General features: G+C 63.2%; 22 protein-coding genes. 6 read left to right on the top strand and 16 right to left on the bottom strand.

Going from position 1 to position 20,453, the window contains the following annotated elements:
• Window positions 1-4 precede the first annotated feature (4 nt).
• The 4 genes from RG2_RS05630 to uraD are packed head-to-tail and all read right to left on the bottom strand — an operon-like array spanning window position 5 to window position 3,142.
• Window positions 5-1,369 carry an 8-oxoguanine deaminase gene (locus tag RG2_RS05630; RefSeq protein ID WP_033231236.1) on the bottom strand — a complete coding sequence of 455 codons (1,365 nt, stop codon included), beginning with the start codon at window positions 1,367-1,369 and terminating at the stop codon, window positions 5-7.
• Entirely contained in the window at window positions 1,357-2,280 is a 924-nt protein-coding gene (pucL, locus tag RG2_RS05635; RefSeq protein WP_033231513.1) for a factor-independent urate hydroxylase, read from the bottom strand. The genes RG2_RS05630 and pucL overlap by 13 nt, the downstream gene beginning before the upstream one ends.
• A gap of 17 nt (window positions 2,281-2,297) precedes the next feature.
• On the bottom strand, window positions 2,298-2,627 hold the full coding sequence (uraH, locus tag RG2_RS05640) for a hydroxyisourate hydrolase (RefSeq protein WP_033231235.1): 330 nt from the start codon (window positions 2,625-2,627) through the stop codon (window positions 2,298-2,300).
• Entirely contained in the window at window positions 2,624-3,142 is a 519-nt protein-coding gene (uraD, locus tag RG2_RS05645; RefSeq protein ID WP_033231512.1) for a 2-oxo-4-hydroxy-4-carboxy-5-ureidoimidazoline decarboxylase, read from the bottom strand. The genes uraH and uraD overlap by 4 nt, the downstream gene beginning before the upstream one ends.
• Before the next feature lie 119 nt (window positions 3,143-3,261).
• Here uraD and RG2_RS05650 point away from each other — a divergent pair, with 119 nt between their 5' ends.
• Window positions 3,262-4,062 (top strand): tyrosine-protein phosphatase, encoded by an 801-nt coding sequence (locus tag RG2_RS05650; RefSeq protein ID WP_033231234.1) that lies wholly within the window; start codon window positions 3,262-3,264, stop codon window positions 4,060-4,062.
• Between the two features lie 7 nt (window positions 4,063-4,069).
• Here the strand turns inward: RG2_RS05650 and RG2_RS05655 are convergent, their stop codons facing one another.
• From RG2_RS05655 to RG2_RS05695, 9 genes are all read right to left on the bottom strand, one after another.
• Window positions 4,070-4,417: a VanZ family protein gene (locus RG2_RS05655; protein WP_033231233.1), complete on the bottom strand. Its 348-nt coding sequence runs from the start codon at window positions 4,415-4,417 to the stop codon at window positions 4,070-4,072.
• Window positions 4,414-4,755 (bottom strand): hypothetical protein, encoded by a 342-nt coding sequence (locus tag RG2_RS05660; protein ID WP_033231232.1) that lies wholly within the window; start codon window positions 4,753-4,755, stop codon window positions 4,414-4,416. Before RG2_RS05660 ends, RG2_RS05655 begins: the two co-directional genes overlap by 4 nt.
• A 4-nt stretch (window positions 4,756-4,759) precedes the next feature.
• Window positions 4,760-5,161: a DUF1707 SHOCT-like domain-containing protein gene (locus RG2_RS05665; RefSeq protein WP_033231231.1), complete on the bottom strand. Its 402-nt coding sequence runs from the start codon at window positions 5,159-5,161 to the stop codon at window positions 4,760-4,762.
• An 80-nt stretch (window positions 5,162-5,241) separates the two neighbouring features.
• Window positions 5,242-7,038, bottom strand: coding sequence for an acetyl/propionyl/methylcrotonyl-CoA carboxylase subunit alpha (locus RG2_RS05670; protein WP_033231230.1), 1,797 nt, complete (start codon window positions 7,036-7,038; stop codon window positions 5,242-5,244).
• Between the two features lie 140 nt (window positions 7,039-7,178).
• The gene (locus RG2_RS05675) at window positions 7,179-8,591 is read right to left on the bottom strand and encodes a condensation domain-containing protein (RefSeq protein ID WP_033231229.1); all 1,413 of its coding nucleotides are present in this window, start codon (window positions 8,589-8,591) and stop codon (window positions 7,179-7,181) included.
• 10 nt (window positions 8,592-8,601) lie between these two features.
• Window positions 8,602-9,018 carry a SufE family protein gene (locus RG2_RS05680; RefSeq protein WP_033231228.1) on the bottom strand — a complete coding sequence of 139 codons (417 nt, stop codon included), beginning with the start codon at window positions 9,016-9,018 and terminating at the stop codon, window positions 8,602-8,604.
• Window positions 9,015-9,917 (bottom strand): sulfurtransferase, encoded by a 903-nt coding sequence (locus RG2_RS05685; protein WP_033231227.1) that lies wholly within the window; start codon window positions 9,915-9,917, stop codon window positions 9,015-9,017. Before RG2_RS05685 ends, RG2_RS05680 begins: the two co-directional genes overlap by 4 nt.
• Window positions 9,918-10,045: 128 nt before the next feature.
• Window positions 10,046-11,509, bottom strand: coding sequence for a condensation domain-containing protein (locus RG2_RS05690; RefSeq protein ID WP_033231226.1), 1,464 nt, complete (start codon window positions 11,507-11,509; stop codon window positions 10,046-10,048).
• On the bottom strand, window positions 11,509-12,990 hold the full coding sequence (locus tag RG2_RS05695; protein WP_033231225.1) for a condensation domain-containing protein: 1,482 nt from the start codon (window positions 12,988-12,990) through the stop codon (window positions 11,509-11,511). Before RG2_RS05695 ends, RG2_RS05690 begins: the two co-directional genes overlap by 1 nt.
• 219 nt (window positions 12,991-13,209) lie before the next feature.
• Here RG2_RS05695 and RG2_RS05700 point away from each other — a divergent pair, with 219 nt between their 5' ends.
• A complete protein-coding gene (locus RG2_RS05700; protein WP_045070619.1) occupies window positions 13,210-14,904 on the top strand; it encodes a DHA2 family efflux MFS transporter permease subunit in 1,695 nt (564 codons plus the stop codon).
• Here the strand turns inward: RG2_RS05700 and RG2_RS05705 are convergent.
• The 3 genes from RG2_RS05705 to RG2_RS05715 are packed head-to-tail and all read right to left on the bottom strand — an operon-like array spanning window position 14,889 to window position 17,543.
• Window positions 14,889-15,530 carry a Maf family protein gene (locus tag RG2_RS05705; RefSeq protein ID WP_033231224.1) on the bottom strand — a complete coding sequence of 214 codons (642 nt, stop codon included), beginning with the start codon at window positions 15,528-15,530 and terminating at the stop codon, window positions 14,889-14,891. The two genes, RG2_RS05700 and RG2_RS05705, sit on opposite strands and share 16 nt — an antisense overlap.
• A gap of 37 nt (window positions 15,531-15,567) precedes the next feature.
• The gene (locus RG2_RS05710) at window positions 15,568-15,906 is read right to left on the bottom strand and encodes an acyl-CoA carboxylase epsilon subunit (protein WP_033231223.1); all 339 of its coding nucleotides are present in this window, start codon (window positions 15,904-15,906) and stop codon (window positions 15,568-15,570) included.
• Complete coding sequence (locus tag RG2_RS05715; protein ID WP_033231222.1) at window positions 15,903-17,543, bottom strand: acyl-CoA carboxylase subunit beta; 1,641 nt, start codon at window positions 17,541-17,543, stop codon at window positions 15,903-15,905. The genes RG2_RS05710 and RG2_RS05715 overlap by 4 nt, the downstream gene beginning before the upstream one ends.
• Window positions 17,544-17,659: 116 nt before the next feature.
• On the opposite strand from RG2_RS05715, the gene RG2_RS05720 reads away from it, so the two are divergent.
• From RG2_RS05720 to RG2_RS05735, 4 genes are read left to right on the top strand one after another with little or no spacing between them, the layout of a single operon-like run.
• Entirely contained in the window at window positions 17,660-18,514 is an 855-nt protein-coding gene (locus tag RG2_RS05720; RefSeq protein ID WP_033231221.1) for a biotin--[acetyl-CoA-carboxylase] ligase, read from the top strand.
• A 52-nt stretch (window positions 18,515-18,566) separates the two neighbouring features.
• On the top strand, window positions 18,567-19,142 hold the full coding sequence (locus RG2_RS05725) for an HdeD family acid-resistance protein (protein WP_033231220.1): 576 nt from the start codon (window positions 18,567-18,569) through the stop codon (window positions 19,140-19,142).
• Between the two features lie 31 nt (window positions 19,143-19,173).
• On the top strand, window positions 19,174-19,728 hold the full coding sequence (locus RG2_RS05730; RefSeq protein ID WP_033231219.1) for a PH domain-containing protein: 555 nt from the start codon (window positions 19,174-19,176) through the stop codon (window positions 19,726-19,728).
• 37 nt (window positions 19,729-19,765) lie between these two features.
• A complete protein-coding gene (locus RG2_RS05735; RefSeq protein ID WP_033231510.1) occupies window positions 19,766-20,446 on the top strand; it encodes a response regulator transcription factor in 681 nt (226 codons plus the stop codon).
• Window positions 20,447-20,453: the final 7 nt, after the last annotated feature.

A 20,453-nucleotide genomic window follows, 5' to 3' on the forward strand; every position in this document is an offset into this window, starting at 1 on the left:
CGGCTCACCCGGCCTTTCGCACCAGGTCGAGGTGAGCGCGAGCAACGTCCGATGCGACGACGTCCTCGTCGATCGTGGTTACCCGATCGTCGGCGACCACAACCGCACCGTTCACCATCAGAAGTTTCAACGGTGGTGTCGAGCCGAGCACCAACGCCGCGACCGGGTCGGTGATGCCGGTGTGCGCGAGCGTGTTCAGATCCCACACCGCGAGGTCGGCCAGTTTTCCCACTTCGAGGGAGCCGATCTCGTGCTCACGGCCGAGAACCCTCGCACCCCCGATGGTCCCGAGTTCCAGGGCGGTGCGAACCGTCAAAGCCTGGGGGCCGCCGCGAGCGCGGGCGAACAGGAGGGCGTGGCGCGACTCCTCGACCAAACTGCACGCCTCGTTGCTGGCCGCGCCGTCGACTCCGAGCCCGATGGTGACACCGGCGTCCAGCAAATCGCGGGTGCGCGCGATCCCGGCGCCGAGTCGCGCATTGGACGTAGGGCAGTGTGCCGCAGCGGTTCCCGTGCGCGCCATCGTCTCGATCGCGGAATCGTCGAGGTGGACGGCGTGCGCGAACCATACGTCCGGGCCAACCCAGCCGACTCGCTCCATGTACTCCATCGGCGTGCAGCCGAACAGCTCTGCGCAGAAGTCCTGCTCGTCCAGCGTCTCCGCCAAATGGGTGTGCATTCGGACGCCGGAATCCCGGGCCAGAACCGCGGACTCGCGGAGTAACGCCTCGGTGACCGAGAACGGGGAGCAGGGTGCCACCGCGATCCGCAGCATCGAATCGGGGCTGGGGTCGTGCCACCGGTCGATGACCGACGCGGTGCCGGTGAGGATGTCGTCCAGTTTCTCCACGACGTGATCAGGCGGCAGTCCGCCGGAACTCTGCCCGAGGTCCATCGACCCCCGCGTCGGATGGAATCGCAGGCCGACCTGGGCTGCCGCGGTGATCTCCGCTTCGAACACGTCACCGGCATCGCGTGGGACCACGTAGTGATGATCGGTGGTGGTGGTGCATCCCGTCTTCGCCAGCGCGGCGAGGCCACCGGTTGCGGCCGTATGCACTGCGTCGGCGTCGATCCCCGCCCAGATCGGGTACAGCGTGGTCAGCCACTGGAACAGCGTCGAATCGGCAGCCAGGCCGCGAGTGATCCACTGGTACAGGTGATGGTGCGTGTTCACCAGACCCGGCGTCACGAGGCAACCGGGGGCGTCGACGGTGCGTGCCCCGGGAAACTCCGGAGCCGGCCCTTGGCCGACGGCCGTGATCATATTCCCGGTAACTGCCACGTACCCGTCGGTGAATTCGGTACGGGCGCCGTCCATCGTGACGACGTGGGCACCCCTGATGACGAAGTCGGTCACGAAAGCCATCCGGCGTAGGTTGTCCACGATGGGCCGGCGTCCGGTGCGTCCGAGCGGCTGACGGCGGCCTGGATCAGGCCGTACGGGCGATCCGCGGCATGGAACACCTCGTTGTCGTTCTCGATACCGAAACGGCCGAGCGCGTAGTCGAAATGGTGCTTGTTAGGCGCGGACAGCCGCACCTCCGCGATGATCGGGAAGTCCTCGAGGATCGCCTTGCCGATCTGGAACAAGGTCTGCTGCAACGCAAGTGAGTGCACCGTCGCGAATTGCTTCACGATCTGTGCCTTGATGGCCACGTACACCGATTCCCAGTCGACGTCTGTGGTGGTGAATCGCCACTGCGCCACCAGAGTGGTGGCCATGACGCGGTCCTGCGTCGGTTCGAGGACGGTGTACGGATCCTGGAGGAACCCGGAGAACTCACTGCCGGTGGACTTGAGCAGAACCAGGTCCTTCAGGCCGCCGATCACCCAGGTTCCGGTGTCGTCGTGCGTGATCGACGCGGTTCGCACTTCCTGACCCTTGCGAATCCAGGTGTGATCGTGCTCGGCGCCGTCGACCACCGCGCGCTCCCAGGCGTACTCCTCGATCTCGATCCGTGCGCCCGTCACCGGTTCGATGTCGTCGACAAAATGCGATGCGAGTTCGAGGCCGTACGACTCGATCGAGATCAGGCCCTTTTCCTTGGCGTAGGCATACGCGGTCTGCTTCTGAGTATCGGTGGGAAGAACCTTCGACTGATCGCCGGTGAGGTAGGCATCGGCGAAATCGCCTCGCAGACAAGTGGAAACGTTGACATCGTGAATCTCGTGGCGCGGCGTGTCGCGGTAGATCCGGACAACACGATTCTCGGCCTTGCCGTATTGGTGCCCGGTGAGTTCGATGGTCCCGGTGAGCGGTGCGGTGGTGGTGTTGATGGTGTTCACAGTGGTTCTCAGCTCCCGCGATAGGTGGAATAGGCAAAGGGGGACAGCAACAGCGGTACGTGATAGCCACGGCTCGTGTCGTCTATCCGGAAGGTCACTGTCACTTCCGGGTAGAAGGTTTCCGTACCGATCGACTCGAAATATGTTCCGGTGTCGAAGATCAGGCGGTAGGTTCCGGAAGTCAGGCCGTCTGGGGCAAGTTCGGCGACCCGGCCGTCGGAATCGGTGTGGGCCTGAGAAATCGGCGAACCGTCCGGCCCGCAGAGCTGGACGTGGACACCTTCGGCCGGGTTGCCGGTTGTCGCATCGAGGACGTGTGTACTCAGTACCTTGCTCATGCATCATCTCCGGACAACGAGTCGATCAGACGGGTGAGTCTGATGCGATTGATAGCGGCCAACTCGATTCGTAGCACGCGGCGTTCGGACTCCGGATCGTTTTCCAGTCGCTTCTGGAGGATGTCGAGGAGTTCGGTGGCGGAGCGACCGCTTGCACAGGCGAGGTAGACGTGCGAGAACTTGTCCTCGTACTCGGCGTTCTTGATGCGCAACTGCTCGAGGACGTCGGCGCCGGCCGTGGATACCGCAGCCTGTTCGCGACTCGACGACGCGTTCTCGGTGCGCTCACCGATACGCGGGTGCCCCGCGAGGGCTTTGTCGATCTCGGATTCGGGTAGGTCGCGCAGCACGGAATCCGCGCTGTCCAGCAGAGCGTCGACGCTCGCGAAGGGCCGTGCCGCCGCGAGCGAGTTCGCCCAGGCGTCGGAGTGGCAACAGTCGAGCAGAGCCTTGCGCACCGATTGGTCTGCGAGTGCGTTGAACGCATCGAGACCGCTGGAATTCGTTGTAGGCATGTCCACAGCATTATCCGAACATGTTTCGGAAATGTAGCGCAGCAATTACGGGCGATCGTACGTCGCAATTGTCGCGAGTGTCATAAGTCGTGAGGGTGTCATCGCCTATGTTCTTAGGTATGACTGACAATCCGAAGCTGTCTTCCGTTGTTCCTTCGCTGGCGAACCTGCGCGATATCGGGGGACCGGAGTCCCGATTCGGCGGTTCGGTGCGAACCGGCGCGGTGTACCGCTCCACCGATCTAGCGTCGCTCAGCAAAGAAGGCGAGCAGACGCTGGCCGACTTGGCCGTCACCACGATCTACGACCTGCGAACCGCCTCCGAGCGCGAAACAGCACCGGACCGGACCCCGGCCGGAATCCGGGAACTCGGACTGGACGTATTGGCGGACAAGCAGTATCGAGCTATCCCGGCCCAGATGCAACAAATGATCGCCGATCCCCGGGCCGCGTCAGAGTTGCTGGGAAGCGGGCAGGCGCTCGAGTACTTCCAAGGCAGCTACCGCGATTTTGTGACCCTGCCCAGCGCGGTGGCGTCGTACCGCCAGTTGTTCCTCGACCTGGCAGAGCCATCCAGCGCGCCGGCACTCATTCACTGCACGACGGGTAAAGACCGGACGGGATGGGCCGCGGCGGCGCTGTTGCTCTTCCTCGGTGCGTCGAAGGACGCGGTGTTCGAGGACTACCTGCTGACGAACACGGTCCTGCTACCGCTGTTCGCGCCGCTCTTCGAGAAATTTGCCGCCACGGGAGGGGATCCGACGCTGCTCGAAGGCGTTCTGGGGGTACGGCCCGAGTACCTGGAGGCATCGCTTGCCGAACTGGAATCGGTGCACGGTTCCATCGAGGCGTATTTCACCGACGGGCTCAAGATCGACCAGGACACTCAGACTCGGTTGCGCGGCAACCTGATCGGCTGAACGCGGGTTAGACGGCGCGGGCCCGTCGCCGGTATCCGGCGGCGGCGACGATCCCGATGCCGATCGCGATACCGACCAGATCGGCGGCCGCGTCCCACACCGAACCGGAACGGGAAATCGGCAGGACTCCCTGCAGGACTTCGGACACCGCGGCAAAGGCGATCAGCCACAGCGCCGTGAGCCACCAGGGGATTCTGGCGTGCAACGACGTCATCGCCAGAACCACGAACATCAATGTGTGGGTGACCTTGTCGCTGTTCTCCGGCCCGGACGGAACGGTGGATCCGGGGGAGAACAGCATGATCAGTGCGATCACCACAGCGATGGCGAGTGGCCAGTACCGGTTGTACGTCATCCGCGCGTCACCGTGAGTTCGAGGGCGCCCTCGGCAAAACGCGAAACCGCGTCTGTTGCGGTAGCAAGAGCATCGTCGTGGCCGGATCTTGCCCAACCGGTGAGTTCGGCAGTGGCGCCGCGGGGCGTCAGCAGAACCTCCGCCAGAAGTTCACCGGTATTCGGTTGGCACACAGCCCACGAGTAGACGGTGTTCTCGGCCCACTGAGATGTCCGGAGATCTACGTAACCGGGGTCGCTGATCCCTCCGTCGGCAAGCGCCGGTCGGTCGTCGACGCGTTCGTCCGCGCGCAACGCACGCAGGTACCACGCGCCCGCATTGATCTCTATCGGGTCCATGAATTCAGGAATTCCTGTCGTCGCGACGTTTCTTCTTGCGTTCTTTGTCCGTCCCGAACAGCAGCGCGCCGGCCAGTGGAATGGCAAGAAACCACAGCCACGTACCGGTGACGAAGAAGAGGATGAGGGCAAGAATCGGGATGACCGCCATGATGCGACCGGACCAGTCGGGGTCGAACTTCCGCGCTGGAACCGAAGCTGATGTGGTGGCGGGAGATGGAACGGGATCGGGAAGATCCTTGAAAACCGGAGCGAGTTCACTGCGAGTTGTTGCAGCCGTGACGATTCCACTGCGCTCGTCGAACTCCGAGACAGTGAGGCGACCGGCTGCAAAATGCTCGGTCAGCGCCGTCAATGCCTGCTCACGTTCAGCAGTGCCGATACGAATGTCGGGAACATCAGCCATGAGTGACAGCCTACTCAAACGACTGTGCGCCTTTCCGGTAGTGGGAACTACCGGAAAGGCGCACACGGGCCGGAGGCCCCTTACTTAAGTTCTGCCAGAACCGTGCCCTGAGTGATGGCTGCGCCTGCCTCGACGGACAGTCCGGTGACGATGCCGGCCTTGTGCGCGTTGACAGGGTTTTCCATCTTCATGGCCTCGAGGACAGCGATGAGGTCGCCTTCGGCAACTTCCTGGCCCTCGGTGACGGCAACCTTGACGACGGTGCCCTGCATCGGAGCGGTGACGGCGTCACCGGATGCTGCGCCGCCGCCCGCGCCGCCGCGCTTGCGTGCCTTCGGCTTCTTGCGGATGGCACCGGATGCTGCGCCGCCGCCGTTGCCGAGCGAGAACTGACCCGGGAGGGAAACCTCGACACGACGTCCACCGACCTCGACGACAACGTTCTGACGCGGCAGAGCCTCGTCCTCGTCGTCGACCGGTGCACCGGAACCGGCGTACGGCTCGATGGTGTTTTCCCAGTCGGTTTCGATCCACTTGGTGTAAATGTCGAACTTCTCGCCGTTGCCGACGAATGCCGGGTTCTCGACGATGTGGCGGTGGAACGGGAGGACGGTCGCGAGGCCGTCGATCTCGAACTCGGCCAGAGCGCGAGAAGCACGCTGGAGGGCTTCTTCGCGGTTGGCGCCGGTGACGATGAGCTTGGCGAGCATGGAGTCGAACTGGCCGCCGATGACGTCGCCGGCAACAACACCGGAATCGACGCGGACGCCGGGGCCCGAGGGCTCACGGTAGACGGAAACGGGGCCGGGGGCGGGCATGAAGCCGCGGCCGGCGTCTTCGCCGTTGATGCGGAACTCGAAGGAGTGTCCACGCGGGGTGGGATCTTCCTTGATGGAGAGCTCTTCACCGTTGGCGATGAGGAACTGCTGACGCACCAGGTCGATGCCTGCGGTCTCTTCCGTGACAGGATGCTCGACCTGCAGGCGGGTGTTGACCTCGAGGAAGGAGATGGTGTCGCCCTGAACGAGGTACTCGACCGTTCCGGCGCCGTAGTAGCCGGCTTCCTTGCAGATCGCCTTGGCGGACGCGTGGATGCGTGCGCGCTGGTCGTCCGTCAGGAAGGGGGCCGGAGCCTCTTCGACGAGCTTCTGGAAACGACGCTGCAGCGAGCAGTCGCGGGTACCGGCAACAACAACGTTGCCGTGCTGGTCGGCGATGACCTGAGCTTCGACGTGGCGCGCCTTGTCGAGGTACTGCTCGACGAAGCACTCGCCGCGACCGAAGGCGGCGATGGCCTCACGGGTAGCGGATTCGAACAGCTCGGGGATTTCCTCGATGGTCTGGGCGACCTTCATGCCGCGTCCACCGCCGCCGAATGCTGCCTTGATGGCAACCGGTACACCGAATTCCTTGGCGAACGCGACGACCTCGTCGGCACCCTTGACGGGGTCCTTGGTGCCGGCTGCCATCGGAGCCTTGGCGCGCTCGGCGATGTGACGAGCGGTGACCTTGTCGCCGAGGTCGCGGATGGACTGCGGTGATGGACCGATCCAGATCAGGTTCGCGTCGATGACGGCCTGGGCGAAGTCGGCGTTCTCGGAGAGGAAGCCGTAGCCCGGGTGAATGGCGTCGGCGCCGGACTTACGGGCTGCGTCGAGAATCTTGTCGAATACGAGGTAGGACTCGGCGGAGGTCTGTCCACCGAGGGCAAACGCCTCGTCTGCGAGCTTCACGAACTGTGCGTCGGCATCGGGTTCGGCGTAGACAGCGACGCTGCCGTAGCCGGCGTCCTTGGCTGCCCGAATGACCCGCACCGCGATCTCACCGCGGTTTGCGACAAGCACCTTCGTAATGTGCGCGCTGGCATGACTGGGCACTGAGCCTCCTGTAGTTCGCATTATCTGTCTCCTCGGTGCACTGACGGAGCAGTCACCGTCGGAGTTTTACTGGCATCGCTTCGGAGTGTATTCATCGCTTCGATGCAGGTTGTAACCGGATCGGTCTACCTGGGCCGTGCTCACGAAACGGTTTGCAAAGCTACCGACGAGTAGCCGGGAGCGTCGTTTGTCGGGTTCTTCTCTTCGTTGCCGACGACCGTTTCTTCGATCGCTCGACGGAACGCCGCCACATACTTGTGCACCGACGAGTTTGCGGTGTCGTTGTTGGGATAGCGCACAGCCAGATTGAGACCCTGTGGTGTTCGATTGATCCAGAGGTAGACGTCATGGGTGTATGCCTTGCTGCGCAGCGCGCGTGCCTTCCATTCCGGCCACTGTGCTGCTTCCGGGACAAATCGAACATCCATGTAGGACACCACAAATCGAGGCCGGATCGGAGTTCCGAGTTTCTCTCCGATGCGATCGAACGGTATCGCTGCCGCCGGTTTGCGCATGGACATCGATGTGGCAGCCCGCTCGGCGAGAGTGTCGAAGGAGCGGTCGGAATCAATCGGGATGTCCAGTGGACACAAACCGACGAACCACCCGAGCGCGCCGGCCCATTCCTGAGCGGTGCGAGTGTGGATCGGCGTCACGACCCGGAAATGATCGACCCCGGCGACGTCATGTCCGACGGCGGCAAGGCGGCCGAGCAGTCCCGCGAAGTAGCCGACCCCGCTCGCGGCGCACTTGGCGCTGAACGCCTTCGACTGATCGGTGTCGAGAAGCCACGTCGACAGCCCGTTCTGGGACTCCGGACCCCGATCGCCGATAGGCAGTGGAAACTGGGGGAGTCCGCCGTCTTCCATGGCCTCTCGCCAGACGTCGAGAGCGGCGTCCTCGGCGTCTTGATCGGCCATCTGCTGGCGTTCCTGTGCCCCGAAATCGACGTAGCTGCCGACCGGGAACAAGTTGGCAGGCTGGCCCGTCAGATTCTCGCGATACAGCGACGCGATCTCGTGTGCGATCAGGACGATGGAAAAACCGTCGATGATCGAGTGATCGGCCGCGAAGAACACTGTGAAGGGGCCGTCGTCGGTTCGAGGTGTGAGGGTCGCGAACACGTACGACGGCCAACTGTGCGGTGACGCAAACTCGTCGAACAGGCGGTGCAGGTGCTCGAAATTGACCTGGCTCGGCGAGTTGTATCCGTGATCGACAACGCCGATGTCGATTCCGTTCACGGGAACCGTGTGCCGAATGATCTCACCCGACTCGGTATCGAGTGACGTGTGCGAGCGAAGAACTTCGTGCCGATCGATCCACTGCTGCAAGGTAATTCGGAAAGCCTCGAGATCGAGTGGTCCGGGGATCTCGAACGCCGTTCCGAGCCAGGACTGCCCGCCCGCGCCCGCGGACGAGCGCTGCAGGTGCGCCTCGTGGATGTACGACGCCGGGCGCGGATCAGGCGTCCATTGACCGGTTGCGCACGGAAGCCATTCGACGAGCGATCCACTGGGAATCGCGTAGTCGGCAAGTTCGGTGAATTCCATGTTCTTGTACTCAGCCCCGCAAACGACGCTTGATACGGGCGAGCATCGCGGACATGCCGCGCAGACGAAGGGGACTGACCGCTTCCGCGAGACCGAGCGCCGAGTAGAAATCGTCGGGAACCGCAAGAATCGCGTCCGCGCTCTGACCGTCGAGGCCCTGCGCCAGGATGGAGGCAAAGCCACGAGTGGTCGGGGCTTCTGCGGGCGCGCTGAAATACAGCCGGACCTTGTCACGATCGGCATCGTCCACCGAAAGGAACAGCGGCGACTGACATTCCGGAACTGGTTCCATGGCGTCTTGTTCGAGCTCGGCGGGTAGCGGCGGCAACTCGCGACTGAACTCGAGAAGGAGAGTGAGCTTGTCGGAGGTGCCGACGGCTGCGAAATCGTCGACTATCTCCGCCAGTGGCTCAGGTAATTCGCTCATGCCGATGCTCCGGCGGGAACGTCTCCGGGTTCTTCGCCGACAGCGATCGGAACGCGCACGGCATTGCCCCACTCGGTCCACGAACCGTCGTAGTTGCGGACGTCGGGGTACCCGAGGAGGTGTGTGAGGACAAACCACGTGTGGCTCGAGCGCTCACCGATACGGCAGTACGCAACGATCTTGTCTTCGCGCGACAGGTCACCGTAGATCTCGTCGAGTTCTGCGCGCGTGCGGAAACGGCTGTCAGGGGCGGCGGCCTTGGCCCACGGAATGCTCCGGGCGCTGGGGATGTGACCTCCGCGCAGCGCGCCTTCCTCTGGGTAATCGGGCATGTGGGTGCGCTCGCCGGTGTACTCCTGCGGTGACCGCACGTCGATCAGCGGTCCGCCGCCGAGATGCGCCAGGACGTCGTCCTTGAAGGCGCGGATGGGAGCGTCGTTACGCGCGATCACCGGGTAACCGGTGGACGTGGCAAACGGGACGTCGAACGAGGTGTCGCGGTTCTCCGCAATCCACGCGTCGCGGCCGCCGTCGAGCAGACGGACGTCCTCGTGTCCGAACAGGGTGAACACCCACAGAGCGTATGCCGCCCACCAGTTGCTCTTGTCGCCGTAGATGACAACGGTGTCGTCGCGGCTGATGCCCTTGCGGTTCATCAGGTCGGCAAAGGCCTCGCCGTCGATGTAATCGCGGGTGACCCGATCGTTGAGGTCGAGGTGCCAGTCGATCTTGACGGCACCGGGGATGTGCCCGATGTCGTACAGCAGAACGTCCTCGTCGGATTCGACCACCTTCAGTCCCGGCGCACCGATATTCGCCGACAGCCATTCAGTAGAGACCAACCGGTCGGGATTACTGAACTCGGCAAACGCGGGTAAAGGATCGGGGGCAACGGGCACGGGTGGCTCCTGTAAGGCGAATCGATCGGGTCGATAGACGGACTCCAACGATTCTAGGCGCTCCCCGCGTGGGAGTCGCTCGAATGCGTGCGAGGGCTCCCGCTCCCGCTGCCCCGAACCAGGTCGGGCTAGATCAGCGGTGTTCCTGCTCCGATCGCCGAATCCCTCAATTGTTCGGTCAGACTTCCGATCGGCGTCACGCCGCGCTTGCAGATGTCATGGAGTTTCCGGTCCAGTTCGGTGAGGAAGTTCACCATCGTGACGTTCGCTACGTCGGTGTCCGGGAACCTCGATCGCAGTGACAAGCCGCGGTTTGTCCGTGAAATCCAGAACTGTGCGTCGTCGGCCACGGTGACGTTGCTGATGTGGTGAGCGTTGAGTTCGTCGTGATCGTCGGTGCCTGGAAGCCTGCGGTAGTCGATGTACGAGACCATGAAGACATCAGTGCGAGTGCGACGGATCTTCTCGCCCAACGCATCACGAACTTGTGCCATCGTGAGACCTTCGAGTGTCAGTGCCACCCGGAACGACGCGTGCGTATGTGCCAGCGACGCCCCGAAATCACCGTCCGGGGTGACCCGCACGGTGATCGGCGCGCTCGTGGTGAGCCACCCGATTGCGTCCGCCCAGCGGGGGTCCTTACGGATGTGCAACGGAAACTGCAGTGGCAGTGTGGATTTCCCGGTAGTTGATTCCGTGGTCATTCCCATCGCCGTGAGAACTCCGGTGAAGACACTGCCACCTGCCGCGGTGCAGATCGAGTCGAATTCCGCTGTCCGTTCGGCATCGAGGAGAACCCGCACGTCCGCTCCTTGCGGCGCCGGATGTCCGGCCTCCACACCGAGATCGAGGGGGAAACTCGGCGACGTGCCGCCACAGATTTCGTAGAACCGCTCCCACTCTCGCAAGCGGGGATCGTTCTCGATGGGAACGAGCCCGTCGGCTTCCAGTTCGCAGTAGCGCACGAAGCTGCCCGGATCACCCAGGTGGCTCATCACGTCGGCAACAGCACTCGCGTCGTCGAGCGCGGGGAGCGCGTTCAAGCCCTCGTAGATCTGACGGAGCTCACCGAGTGCGATGACCAGTGAATAGCCGTCCACCAATGTGTGGTCGAATGCGCTCAGGACTGTGTAGTGCTCGGCGCGCTCCACCGTCGCGAAGGTGTACGCGGGGAACGTCAAGGGATCGCAGACCTCGGTGAACCGCTTCTTGAGATGGCTGCGCAGTTCCGCAGTGGTGGCCGTGGTCATCGGTTCCGACGTGACGATAGTTGCGGTCGCATGGTCCAGATCCATCCGAACCGCACCGAACTCGCCGACCTCGAAGCCGGTGTGCAACGTGTCATGGCGACTGATGAACAGTCGCAGAGCCAGATCCAGTGCCGGACGGTTCAATTGGCCGGGGAGATCGAAAGCTGCTGCCATCCAGACACTTCGGCCGACGCCATGGGTGCGCGCCGTCTCGAGGTGGAAATGCTGATTGTAGGACGGCGGAATCGCGGATTCGGTGACAGCGTCGTCAGCCGGCTGCAGCGACCATTCGGTGACGACGCCGGGTTCGAGGCCGTAACGGTCGATCGATGTCACATGCATCAGGCGACACCCGACGCGCGTGAAATCGAGTAATCACCCTGGGTGGCAACAGTTGTGATGACATTCGCCAGGTGCTTCGCGAAACGGGTGACCGACTCGTGCGCGGTCGGTGTGTCGGGATGGGAAATCGCCATCCAGGTACCGGTCTGCACCCGATTGATCCACATGGAGGCGATCTGCGTTTCCTTACCGCCGACAATGCCGGTGGCATTGGTCTCGACGTAGGTTTCCGATCCAGGCGTGCGGCGGCCGTCGATGTAGGAGACGATGGGGGGCGGCGTCAATGTCTTCGTAATTCCGGTCGACGCTCCCGCTTCACCCATGGCGGCGAGCACGACGTCGATCACTTGTTGCACCGATACGTGCAGGAGTGACTTGCCCCGGTGATACGCCTGCTGGCCGATCTCGGCCAATTGCGTGAACGTCTGTTGCTCCCCGATGTCGATTCCGACCGGAATGAGATTGACGTACCAACCTTGGGAGAACGTGTCGGCTTCTGATCGAGTGCTGACCGGCGAGAGCGCGATGAACTTGTCGCGGCCGGCCAATTCGAATTCGGTAATAGCGAGCGCAGTGAAGATTCCACCGATGAAATTCGATCCGTTCTCCTTGCAGACGGCCCCGAATTTCTCGCATTCGATATCGTCGGCTAATTCGAACCGCGATCCGATCGCGGGTTTCGGGGTGTCCTCGGCACCGAGCGGCAAGGCAAATCCCGGGAACGACCCACCGCTGCGCATGAGGTAGCCGAGCCACTCGTGAACCTCGGGAGATTCCATGGTCAAGGTTGCGGAGAGTTCCTGCTCGGCTCGACCCAGCTGGGCGTAGCTACCCGCAGCTGGAAGCTCGATGTCGGTTCCGGTCGTTTCGGCGGCGTAGCACGCGCGCAGCTCCGCGTACGTCAGCACCATCGAATACATGTCGGTGTGCGCATGATCGATCGCGTGGAAGAGTGTGAAGCCGGGTGATTGGGGCGAGAGGTGCTCCACCGCGCCGAAGACAAACGCGGGCCAACCCAATCCGCTGGTCTCGGTGGCAAACTTTCGCTCGACCAGAGCGCGGACGTCCTCCGGGTCGCTCAGCTCCTGGCCTTCTCGGTATGTGAGATCGATGGTTTCCGGCGGCACCACATGGCGTCGCACCGGAAAGTTCGGGTCGCTCGGATCGGCCATCGCAGCGTCGAACGAGAACCAACTGTGCAGGGTGTCGTGCCGGCGGACGTACTTCGTGAGCGCGCGCGTCATCGCCGCGCGGTCGAGCGGGCCGTCGAAATCGAAGGCGATGCCGATCCACGGCGATTGGGGATCACCGTTCTCAGCAGCGATACGCGCACGTCGGAAGTGACGGTCCTGCATCGTTGTAGGAGGTAGATCCCGATTGATCTCTGCTCCGGCAGCGCTCGCGGCGCAGGCATCCGTGACCCCCCATTCGACCACCCTTCCGGGTTGTGGACGCCAATGGGTGATCAAATTCAGATCCATCGAGTAGGGCTCCTGCGCATGTCGTAAGAGAAGGTCCGTCCTGGAACTGGACAGACGATGAACTATCGCATTCGGGAGAACGGATTGTCTGTTCTTCCCTGTTCTAAACCGATAATGATTACAACCACACCTACCGGACATTGTGGTCATCTCCATAGTGACGTATCCAGAATGCCGTCATATGGACAGGGTGGCAACAACCTCGTCTAGTGTGGCCGGGTGCTTCCCACTACCCGTGATCGGTCGTCCACCCCGTCGTCACTGACGCCGTGGCTCGGCCTCGCGACCAGCCTCGCCGCGGCATTCATGCAGTTGCTCGATGCAACGATCGTGAACGTGGCATTGCCCAGCATCGCCGTCGATCTGGGCGCCGGTGTCTCCGCGCAGCTGCTGATGGTGAGTGTGTACGTCCTGGCATTTGCCTGTTCCCTCATCACGGCAGCGCGTCTGGGCGACCTGTGGGGGCGTCGTGCGGTGTTCCTGACCGCATTGTCGGTGTTCGTGGTCGCGTCACTGCTCTGTGGACTGGCGCAGAGTGCCACGATGCTCATCGTCTGTCGTGGTTTGCAGGGTCTTGCGGCAGGCTCGATGTCCGCGCAGACGTTTGCGATCATCTCGGGATTGTTTCCGAAATCCCGTCATCCACGGGTGTTCGGGATCTACGGAGCAACTATCGGTCTGGCGACGGTCAGTGGCCCGCTGATCGGCGGACTGCTGATCGAATGGAATCTCTTCGACTGGGGTTGGCGGCTGATTTTCTTCGTCAATATCCCGATCGGCATCGCCGCACTGATCGTGGGCTACTTCCATCTTGCCGACGCCAAGGCGGATTCTGTTCGTTCGCTCGATCTGGTGGGCGCGCTGCTGTCGTCCGTCGCGCTCTTCTTGCTCATCTTCCCCCTGGCCGAGGGTCGCGCCCGCGGGTGGCCCACCCCGCTCGTCGTGATGATCGCGGCGTCGGTTCCGATCGCAGTGGCGTTTGTCCTCTACGAATATCGATTGGGAAAACACGGCGGCGATCCCGTTCTGCGCCTCGAACTCTTTCGAGACCGAGCATTTGCCGTCGGCGCAGCCCTGGCCTTCGTGTTCTTCGGCACTTTGACGTCGTTGATCTTCACGATCAGCCTGACGCTGCAGTTCGGGTTCGGGTTCTCCCCACTTCGTGCCGGCGTCATGACGTTGCCATGGGCAGTGGGAATGGGGGTGGCGGCGGTGCTCTCGTCGGCGGTCTACCGGCTGCTCGGCAACCGCGTACTCATTGTGGGAATGGTGGTTTTTGCCGGATCACTGCTGACGCTCTCGACGATTCTCGAAAAGGTGGGGACCGATCCGTCCTGGCTTTCCCTGGCCGGGCCGCTGCTGATCGGCGGCGCCGGACTCGGTCTGTTCGTCGCGCCGTTGCAGACGGCCATTCTTGCTTCGGTGCGGCCACAACACGCAGGTTCGGTGTCTGGCCTGCTGCCCACCGTGCAACAGGTGGGGAGCTCGATCGGGCTGGCGCTGATCGGAGTTGTGTTCTTTTCGCTCGTCGCCGGCAATGCGCCCGCCGCGGTGCAAGGGGAGCGCGAGAACTACGTCGCGACGCTCGAGGCTGCCGGCCTGAACGAAGGTATCCGCGACATTGCCGAGAAGACCTTTGTCGATTGTGCGACAAGCCAACTCGAATCCGGCTCGCCGATGACGGTGGCGCCGGAATGCAGTTCGAAAGGTTCCGCAGTCGCAGCGAGTGGCCCCGCTCAGATGGCCGTCACGGCAGCGTATGCGTCCACCAGATCAGCGGCGGGAGAAGCCTTTCTGCAGGCCCAGCGCAGCGTGCTGACGATCATTTCCGTCATCGCGCTGGCAATTGCACTTGCATCGCTGGGGCTGCCGAAGGTCAATATTCTGGTGATGGAAGATCAGAAGACGCTCTGAGTGCGCCACAGATCGGAGACGGAGACACCTACGCGCTCCAAAAGGGTTCGCACCAAAGGTAATCCGATACCGATCACACTCGACGGGTCGCCCTCGATCTTCTCGACGAACCATCCACCAAGGCTGTCCAGCGTGAAAGCGCCTGCAACCTGCAGGGGTTCGCCCGTGGCGAGATAGGCCTCGAGATCTTCGGTGGACGGATTCGCGAAATGCACCACCGTGGCGCTGTGATCGGACGCGACGCGCACTATTTGGCCTTCGATCACCCGCATTACACAATGACCGGTGAGCAGAGTGGCACTACGGCCCGCCATCGCGGCCCACCGACGCCGCGCAACTTCGACACTGCCCGGCTTTCCGTGCAGCTCACCATCGATCAGAAGCATCGAATCACAGCCGACGACAACAACATCGGTCAAACCGTCTGCCGCCAGGCCGGGAACGATCTCCGCGGCCTTTGCCTCGGCCAACACCGTGACCACCTTCTGCGGGGCCGCACCCGGTCCGAGTTCACCCGCGATCTTGTCTTCGTCGACACCGGAAACACGTACAACAGGCAAAACCCCGGCCGCCCGCAAAACTGCGAGGCGTGCCGGGGATGCCGAAGCCAGAACTAGTTGAGTCACACAAGCAGGCTAGATCAGGTGCGCTACCCGAACGGGTTCAGGTACGTCGTCCGAACGGGTTCAGGTACGAGTACGGCGAGAACGGCGCACGCGTGCGATGGAACTGCGTCGGATCTCCCCAGGTTTCGCTCGGGAGCGACTCGGCCGGAGCCGAACCACCCGATGCAGCGGCAAGGACGCTGACCAGCGCGGCAATCTCGACGTCGGTGGGCGAACCCTTGACGATCTTGATGACCGACGCATCCGAAACCGGGGTTTCGGCCTTTTCGGTCACCGCGGAGTCAGCGACGGCGCCGTCGACATCGGCACCGTTGACGGACGAAGTCGCCACAACTGTGACCTCTTCCGTCGTGATGTCCTCGGTAACTGTGCTCATAGGGGAATGTTCCCATGCTTCTTGGGCGGAAGGGAAACGGACTTGCGCTCGAGCAGACGCAGAGCGGCAACGATCTGACCGCGGGTGTGCGACGGCGGGATCACAGCGTCGACGTATCCACGCTCGGCCGCTACGTACGGGTTGACGAGGGTGTCCTCGTACTCGTTCTGCAGCTTCAAGCGCAATGCGTCGACGTCGTCACCGTTCTTCGCGGCTTCGAGAAGCTGCTTGCGGTAGACGAATCCGACGGCTCCCGATGCGCCCATGACGGCGATCTGTGCAGTCGGCCAGGCCAGGTTGAGGTCGGCGCCCATGTGCTTGGAGCCCATGACGTCGTACGCTCCGCCGTATGCCTTGCGGGTGATGACGGTGATCTTGCCCACAGTGGCCTCGCCGTACGCGTACAGCAACTTCGCGCCGCGGCGGATGATGCCGTTGTACTCCTGCTCGGTACCCGGGAGGAAGCCGGGAACGTCGACGAGGGTGATGATAGGGACGTTGAACGCGTCGCAGGTGCGGACGAAGCGCGCAGCCTTCTCGGACGCGTCGATGTCGAGGCAACCGGCGAACTGCATCGGCTGGTTGGCGACGATACCGACGCTGCGGCCGTCGACGCGGCCGAAGCCGACGATGATGTTCATCGCACGCTCGGCCTGGACCTCGAGGAACTCGTCGTCGTCGAGGATGCGGCGGATGACCTCGTGCATGTCGTACGGCTGGTTCGCCGAATCCGGGATGAGGGTGTCGAGTTCGATGTCCTCGGCGGTGAGGCTCTCCTCGATGGATCCGACGATCGGATCGGTGATCTCGCCGCGCGGTGCTGCTGCCTGGTTGTTGGACGGCAGGTAGCTCAGCAGGTCCTTGACGTAGTCGAGGGCATCCTGCTCGCCGGACGCGACGTAGTGCGCGACACCGGACTTGACCATGTGGGTGCGTGCGCCGCCCAGGTCTTCCATGGTGACGTCTTCGCCGGTGACGGTCTTGATGACGTCGGGGCCGGTGACGAACATCTGCGAGGTCTCGTCGACCATCACGACGAAGTCCGTCAGCGCGGGGGAGTACACGTGGCCACCGGCGGCGGGGCCCATGATCAGGGAGATCTGTGGGATGACACCGGACGCCTGAACGTTGCGGTGGAAGATCTCGCCGTACAGGCCGAGCGAGACGACGCCTTCCTGGATGCGGGCTCCTGCGCCTTCGTTGATGCCGACCAGCGGGCGGCCGGTACGGATCGCGAGGTCCATGACCTTGACGATCTTCTCGCCGTAGATTTCGCCGAGCGATCCACCGAAGACGGTGGCGTCCTGGCTGAAGACGCAGACGTCGCGGCCGTCGATGGTGCCGTAACCGGTGACGACGCCGTCGCCGACGGGACGGTTCTCGGCCAGGCCGAAGTTCACCGAGCGGTGACGGGCCAGGGCGTCGAGTTCGACGAACGAACCCTCGTCGAGAAGGGCGGTGATGCGCTCACGGGCGGTCAGCTTGCCTTTGGCATGCACTTTGTCGATGGCGGCTTCGCCACTCGGTGCTTGCGCCTGCGCTTGCCGGATCCGCAGATCCGCGAGCTTTCCCGCGGTCGTATGGATATCGGGTGCGGTCGCCGCCTCCGGCGCGTTGGGCTCTTGGACAGTGGTCATGAGTCGTGAGCTTAACGAGCGTACTCGGGCCGGTTCGAAGGCAGGTCCGATTGTTGCGGTTTCGTCCGCCTAAGCTACTGACCAGTACATTTTGCTCGTCGCCTTAGGCTGGGACTATGTGGACTGATCTGAACCGACCACCCCTCGATCAAGCGTCGCTGCGACGCGCACTCGTGCGCAGTGACGGCGGTAGCGATGCACGTGCGTTCTGGAACCGGCTCGACGTCGTCGAGAGCACCGGGTCGACCAACGCGGACCTCTTGGCACGCGCGTCGGATCCGGGCGCCGATCGTCATGTGCTGATCGCCGAACATCAGGAAAGCGCGCGCGGGCGACACGCGCGCACGTGGGTTAGTCCCGCGCAGGCACAGATATCGATGTCGGTTCTGCTGGGGATGCCCGGACTGAACCTCGCCGACATGGGTTGGCTGCCGCTGCTCACCGGAATCGCTGTCGTCGACGCATTGCGCACGGTGGCCGAGGTGCCCGCAGAACTGAAGTGGCCCAACGACGTTCTGATCGGTGACAAGAAAGTGGCCGGCATTCTCGCCGAGGTCGCGCGGACCACCCCGGAACCCGCGGTGGTCGTGGGAATCGGATTGAACGTGAGTCTGGGCGCCGAGGAACTGCCGGTGCCGACGGCCACGTCGCTCCTTCTCGAAAACGCGGAAACCGTTGACCGGGACACGTTGGTGCGGGCACTGGCACGGGAACTGGCGAGGCAGTTCCGCGGCTGGGAGAACTCCGGGTGGGATACCGGGGCGCTGGCAGCCGAATATCGCGAGCGCTGCGGAACTCTCGGCAAACGGGTACGTGCTGTCCTGCCGGGGGACAAGGAAGTTTTCGGCACGGCGACGGACATCGACACCTCCGGTCGCGTGGTCATCGAGATCGAGGGAAGTGGTGGCGAGACGTTTGCCGTTGCCGCCGGTGACATCACGCATCTGCGGGCGGCGCCGATCACGGACTAGAAAAACAGCGAGTCGTGTCCGTTTTTGACCGCTCGGGTGCTATTTTTCGGTCATGACCACACCGATCGTGCTTCCGACCGAATCAGAAATGGCAGAAAGCGCCCGGCGCGTTCTGACCGGCATGACTGTGCTCCTCGGCCTCCTGACGCTCGGCCTCGGTATTGCGGTTCTCGTATGGCCGGACGCCACACTGTTTGTCGTCGCGGTAGTGATCGCCATCCAGCTGTTCGCGTTCGGCATCGTGCAGATCATCCGTTCCTTCGCCGACGTCACCGCGAGCGGCGGCACTCGCACGCTCGTCGCGATCTCGGGCGCGCTTGCAGTGCTCCTCGGATTCCTCGTCCTGCGCAGCCCGCTGCAGACCGTGGTGCTGATCGCCCTGGTGATCGGTGCCTGGTGGGTGTTCCGCGGTGTACTCGACATCATCGCCGCGGCGTCCGGTGGCACTGCGGATCGTGGCCTGTCGATCGTGCTCGGTGTCATCAGCATCGTGGCCGGCGCGGTTGTGCTGCTGCAGCCTGAGTTGTCCCTCGAGGTCTTCCGGATCGTCGTCGGTGTCTGGATGGTGCTGTACGGCATCGTTATCGTCATCACGCCGTTCGTATTGCGCAAGCTCGCCCAGCCTTAATCTGTCCGAGGTAGATGGCACACTTCCCGTCATGGGATATCCGGAAGATGCGCTCGCCCAGGACGAGGAACTGATCCTGCATCGGCATCCACACTGGAAGATGCTGGTGGTTCCAGCGCTCACGTTTGTCCTGGCGACGGCCGTGGCAGGGTTTTTGCTCGGCGTGACACAGAAGCAGGTCGACGGGACAGCGCGTACCGTGCTGTCGATCGTGATCGGCGTCGCCTGGTTCGGCGTTGTCGCCTGGCGATCGGTGGCGCCGTTCACCGTCTGGAAGTTCACGCATTTCATCGTCACCGATCGACGGGTCCTGATTCGGCAAGGTGTGTTGACCCACACCGGAATTGACATCCCGATGGGCCGGATCAGCAACGTCCAGTTCCGGCACGGCCCGGTCGACCGGCTTCTCAAGACCGGCACGCTCGTGATCGCGTCGGCCAGTGACGATCCGCTCGAATTCGACGACATCCCGGACGTGGAGCACGTGCATTCGCTGCTCTATCACCAGGTTTTCGATTCCACGCAGCAACAGCACGAGCGAAACCGCCCCGAGGATCAGGGCGAAGATGACGGAAACGCTTGGTAATCACCGCGCAAAGGCTCGCTGTCCGTACGCTGTCCCTGTGACTGCCGTATTGCTAGCCGAAGACGACGAGGCCATTGCCGCACCACTTGCCCGAGCATTGGGGCGGGAGGGGTACACGGTCACAGTGGAACAGACCGGTCCCGCCGCACTGCAGCAGGCGCTCGAAGGTGACTTCGATCTGCTGATCCTCGATTTGGGGCTGCCCGGTATGGACGGGCTCGAGGTGTGCCGACAGATTCGCGCTCATCGGACGACTCTGGCCGTGCTGATGCTGACCGCCCGTACCGACGAGGTCGATTTTGTCGTCGGTCTCGACGCCGGCGCCGACGATTACGTGGGCAAGCCCTTCCGGTTGGCCGAACTGATGGCCCGGGTGCGCGCGCTCCTGCGTCGACACGGCAGTCGTGAGGACAGCATCGTCGAGGTCGGCGGTATCCGCCTGGAACCGGCCGCGCGGCGTGTCCTCGTCAACGGATCCGAGATCGCCTTGGCGAACAAGGAATACGAACTTCTGCGGGTGCTCCTCGAACACGCTGGTGAAGTCGTCTCCCGCGACGCGATCCTGCGTGAGGTCTGGGGGGACGTCGAGTTGCGCGGCTCGAAGACGTTGGACATGCACATGTCCTGGCTACGCCGGAAGATCGGCGACGAGGGCCCTGCGGTCGAACGTCGAATTGCCACTGTGCGCGGCGTCGGCTTCCGCATCAACACGGACTAGTTCGCTC

The sequence above is a fragment of the Rhodococcus globerulus NBRC 14531 genome, from assembly GCF_001894805.1.
Lineage (GTDB): Bacteria > Actinomycetota > Actinomycetes > Mycobacteriales > Mycobacteriaceae > Rhodococcus_F > Rhodococcus_F globerula.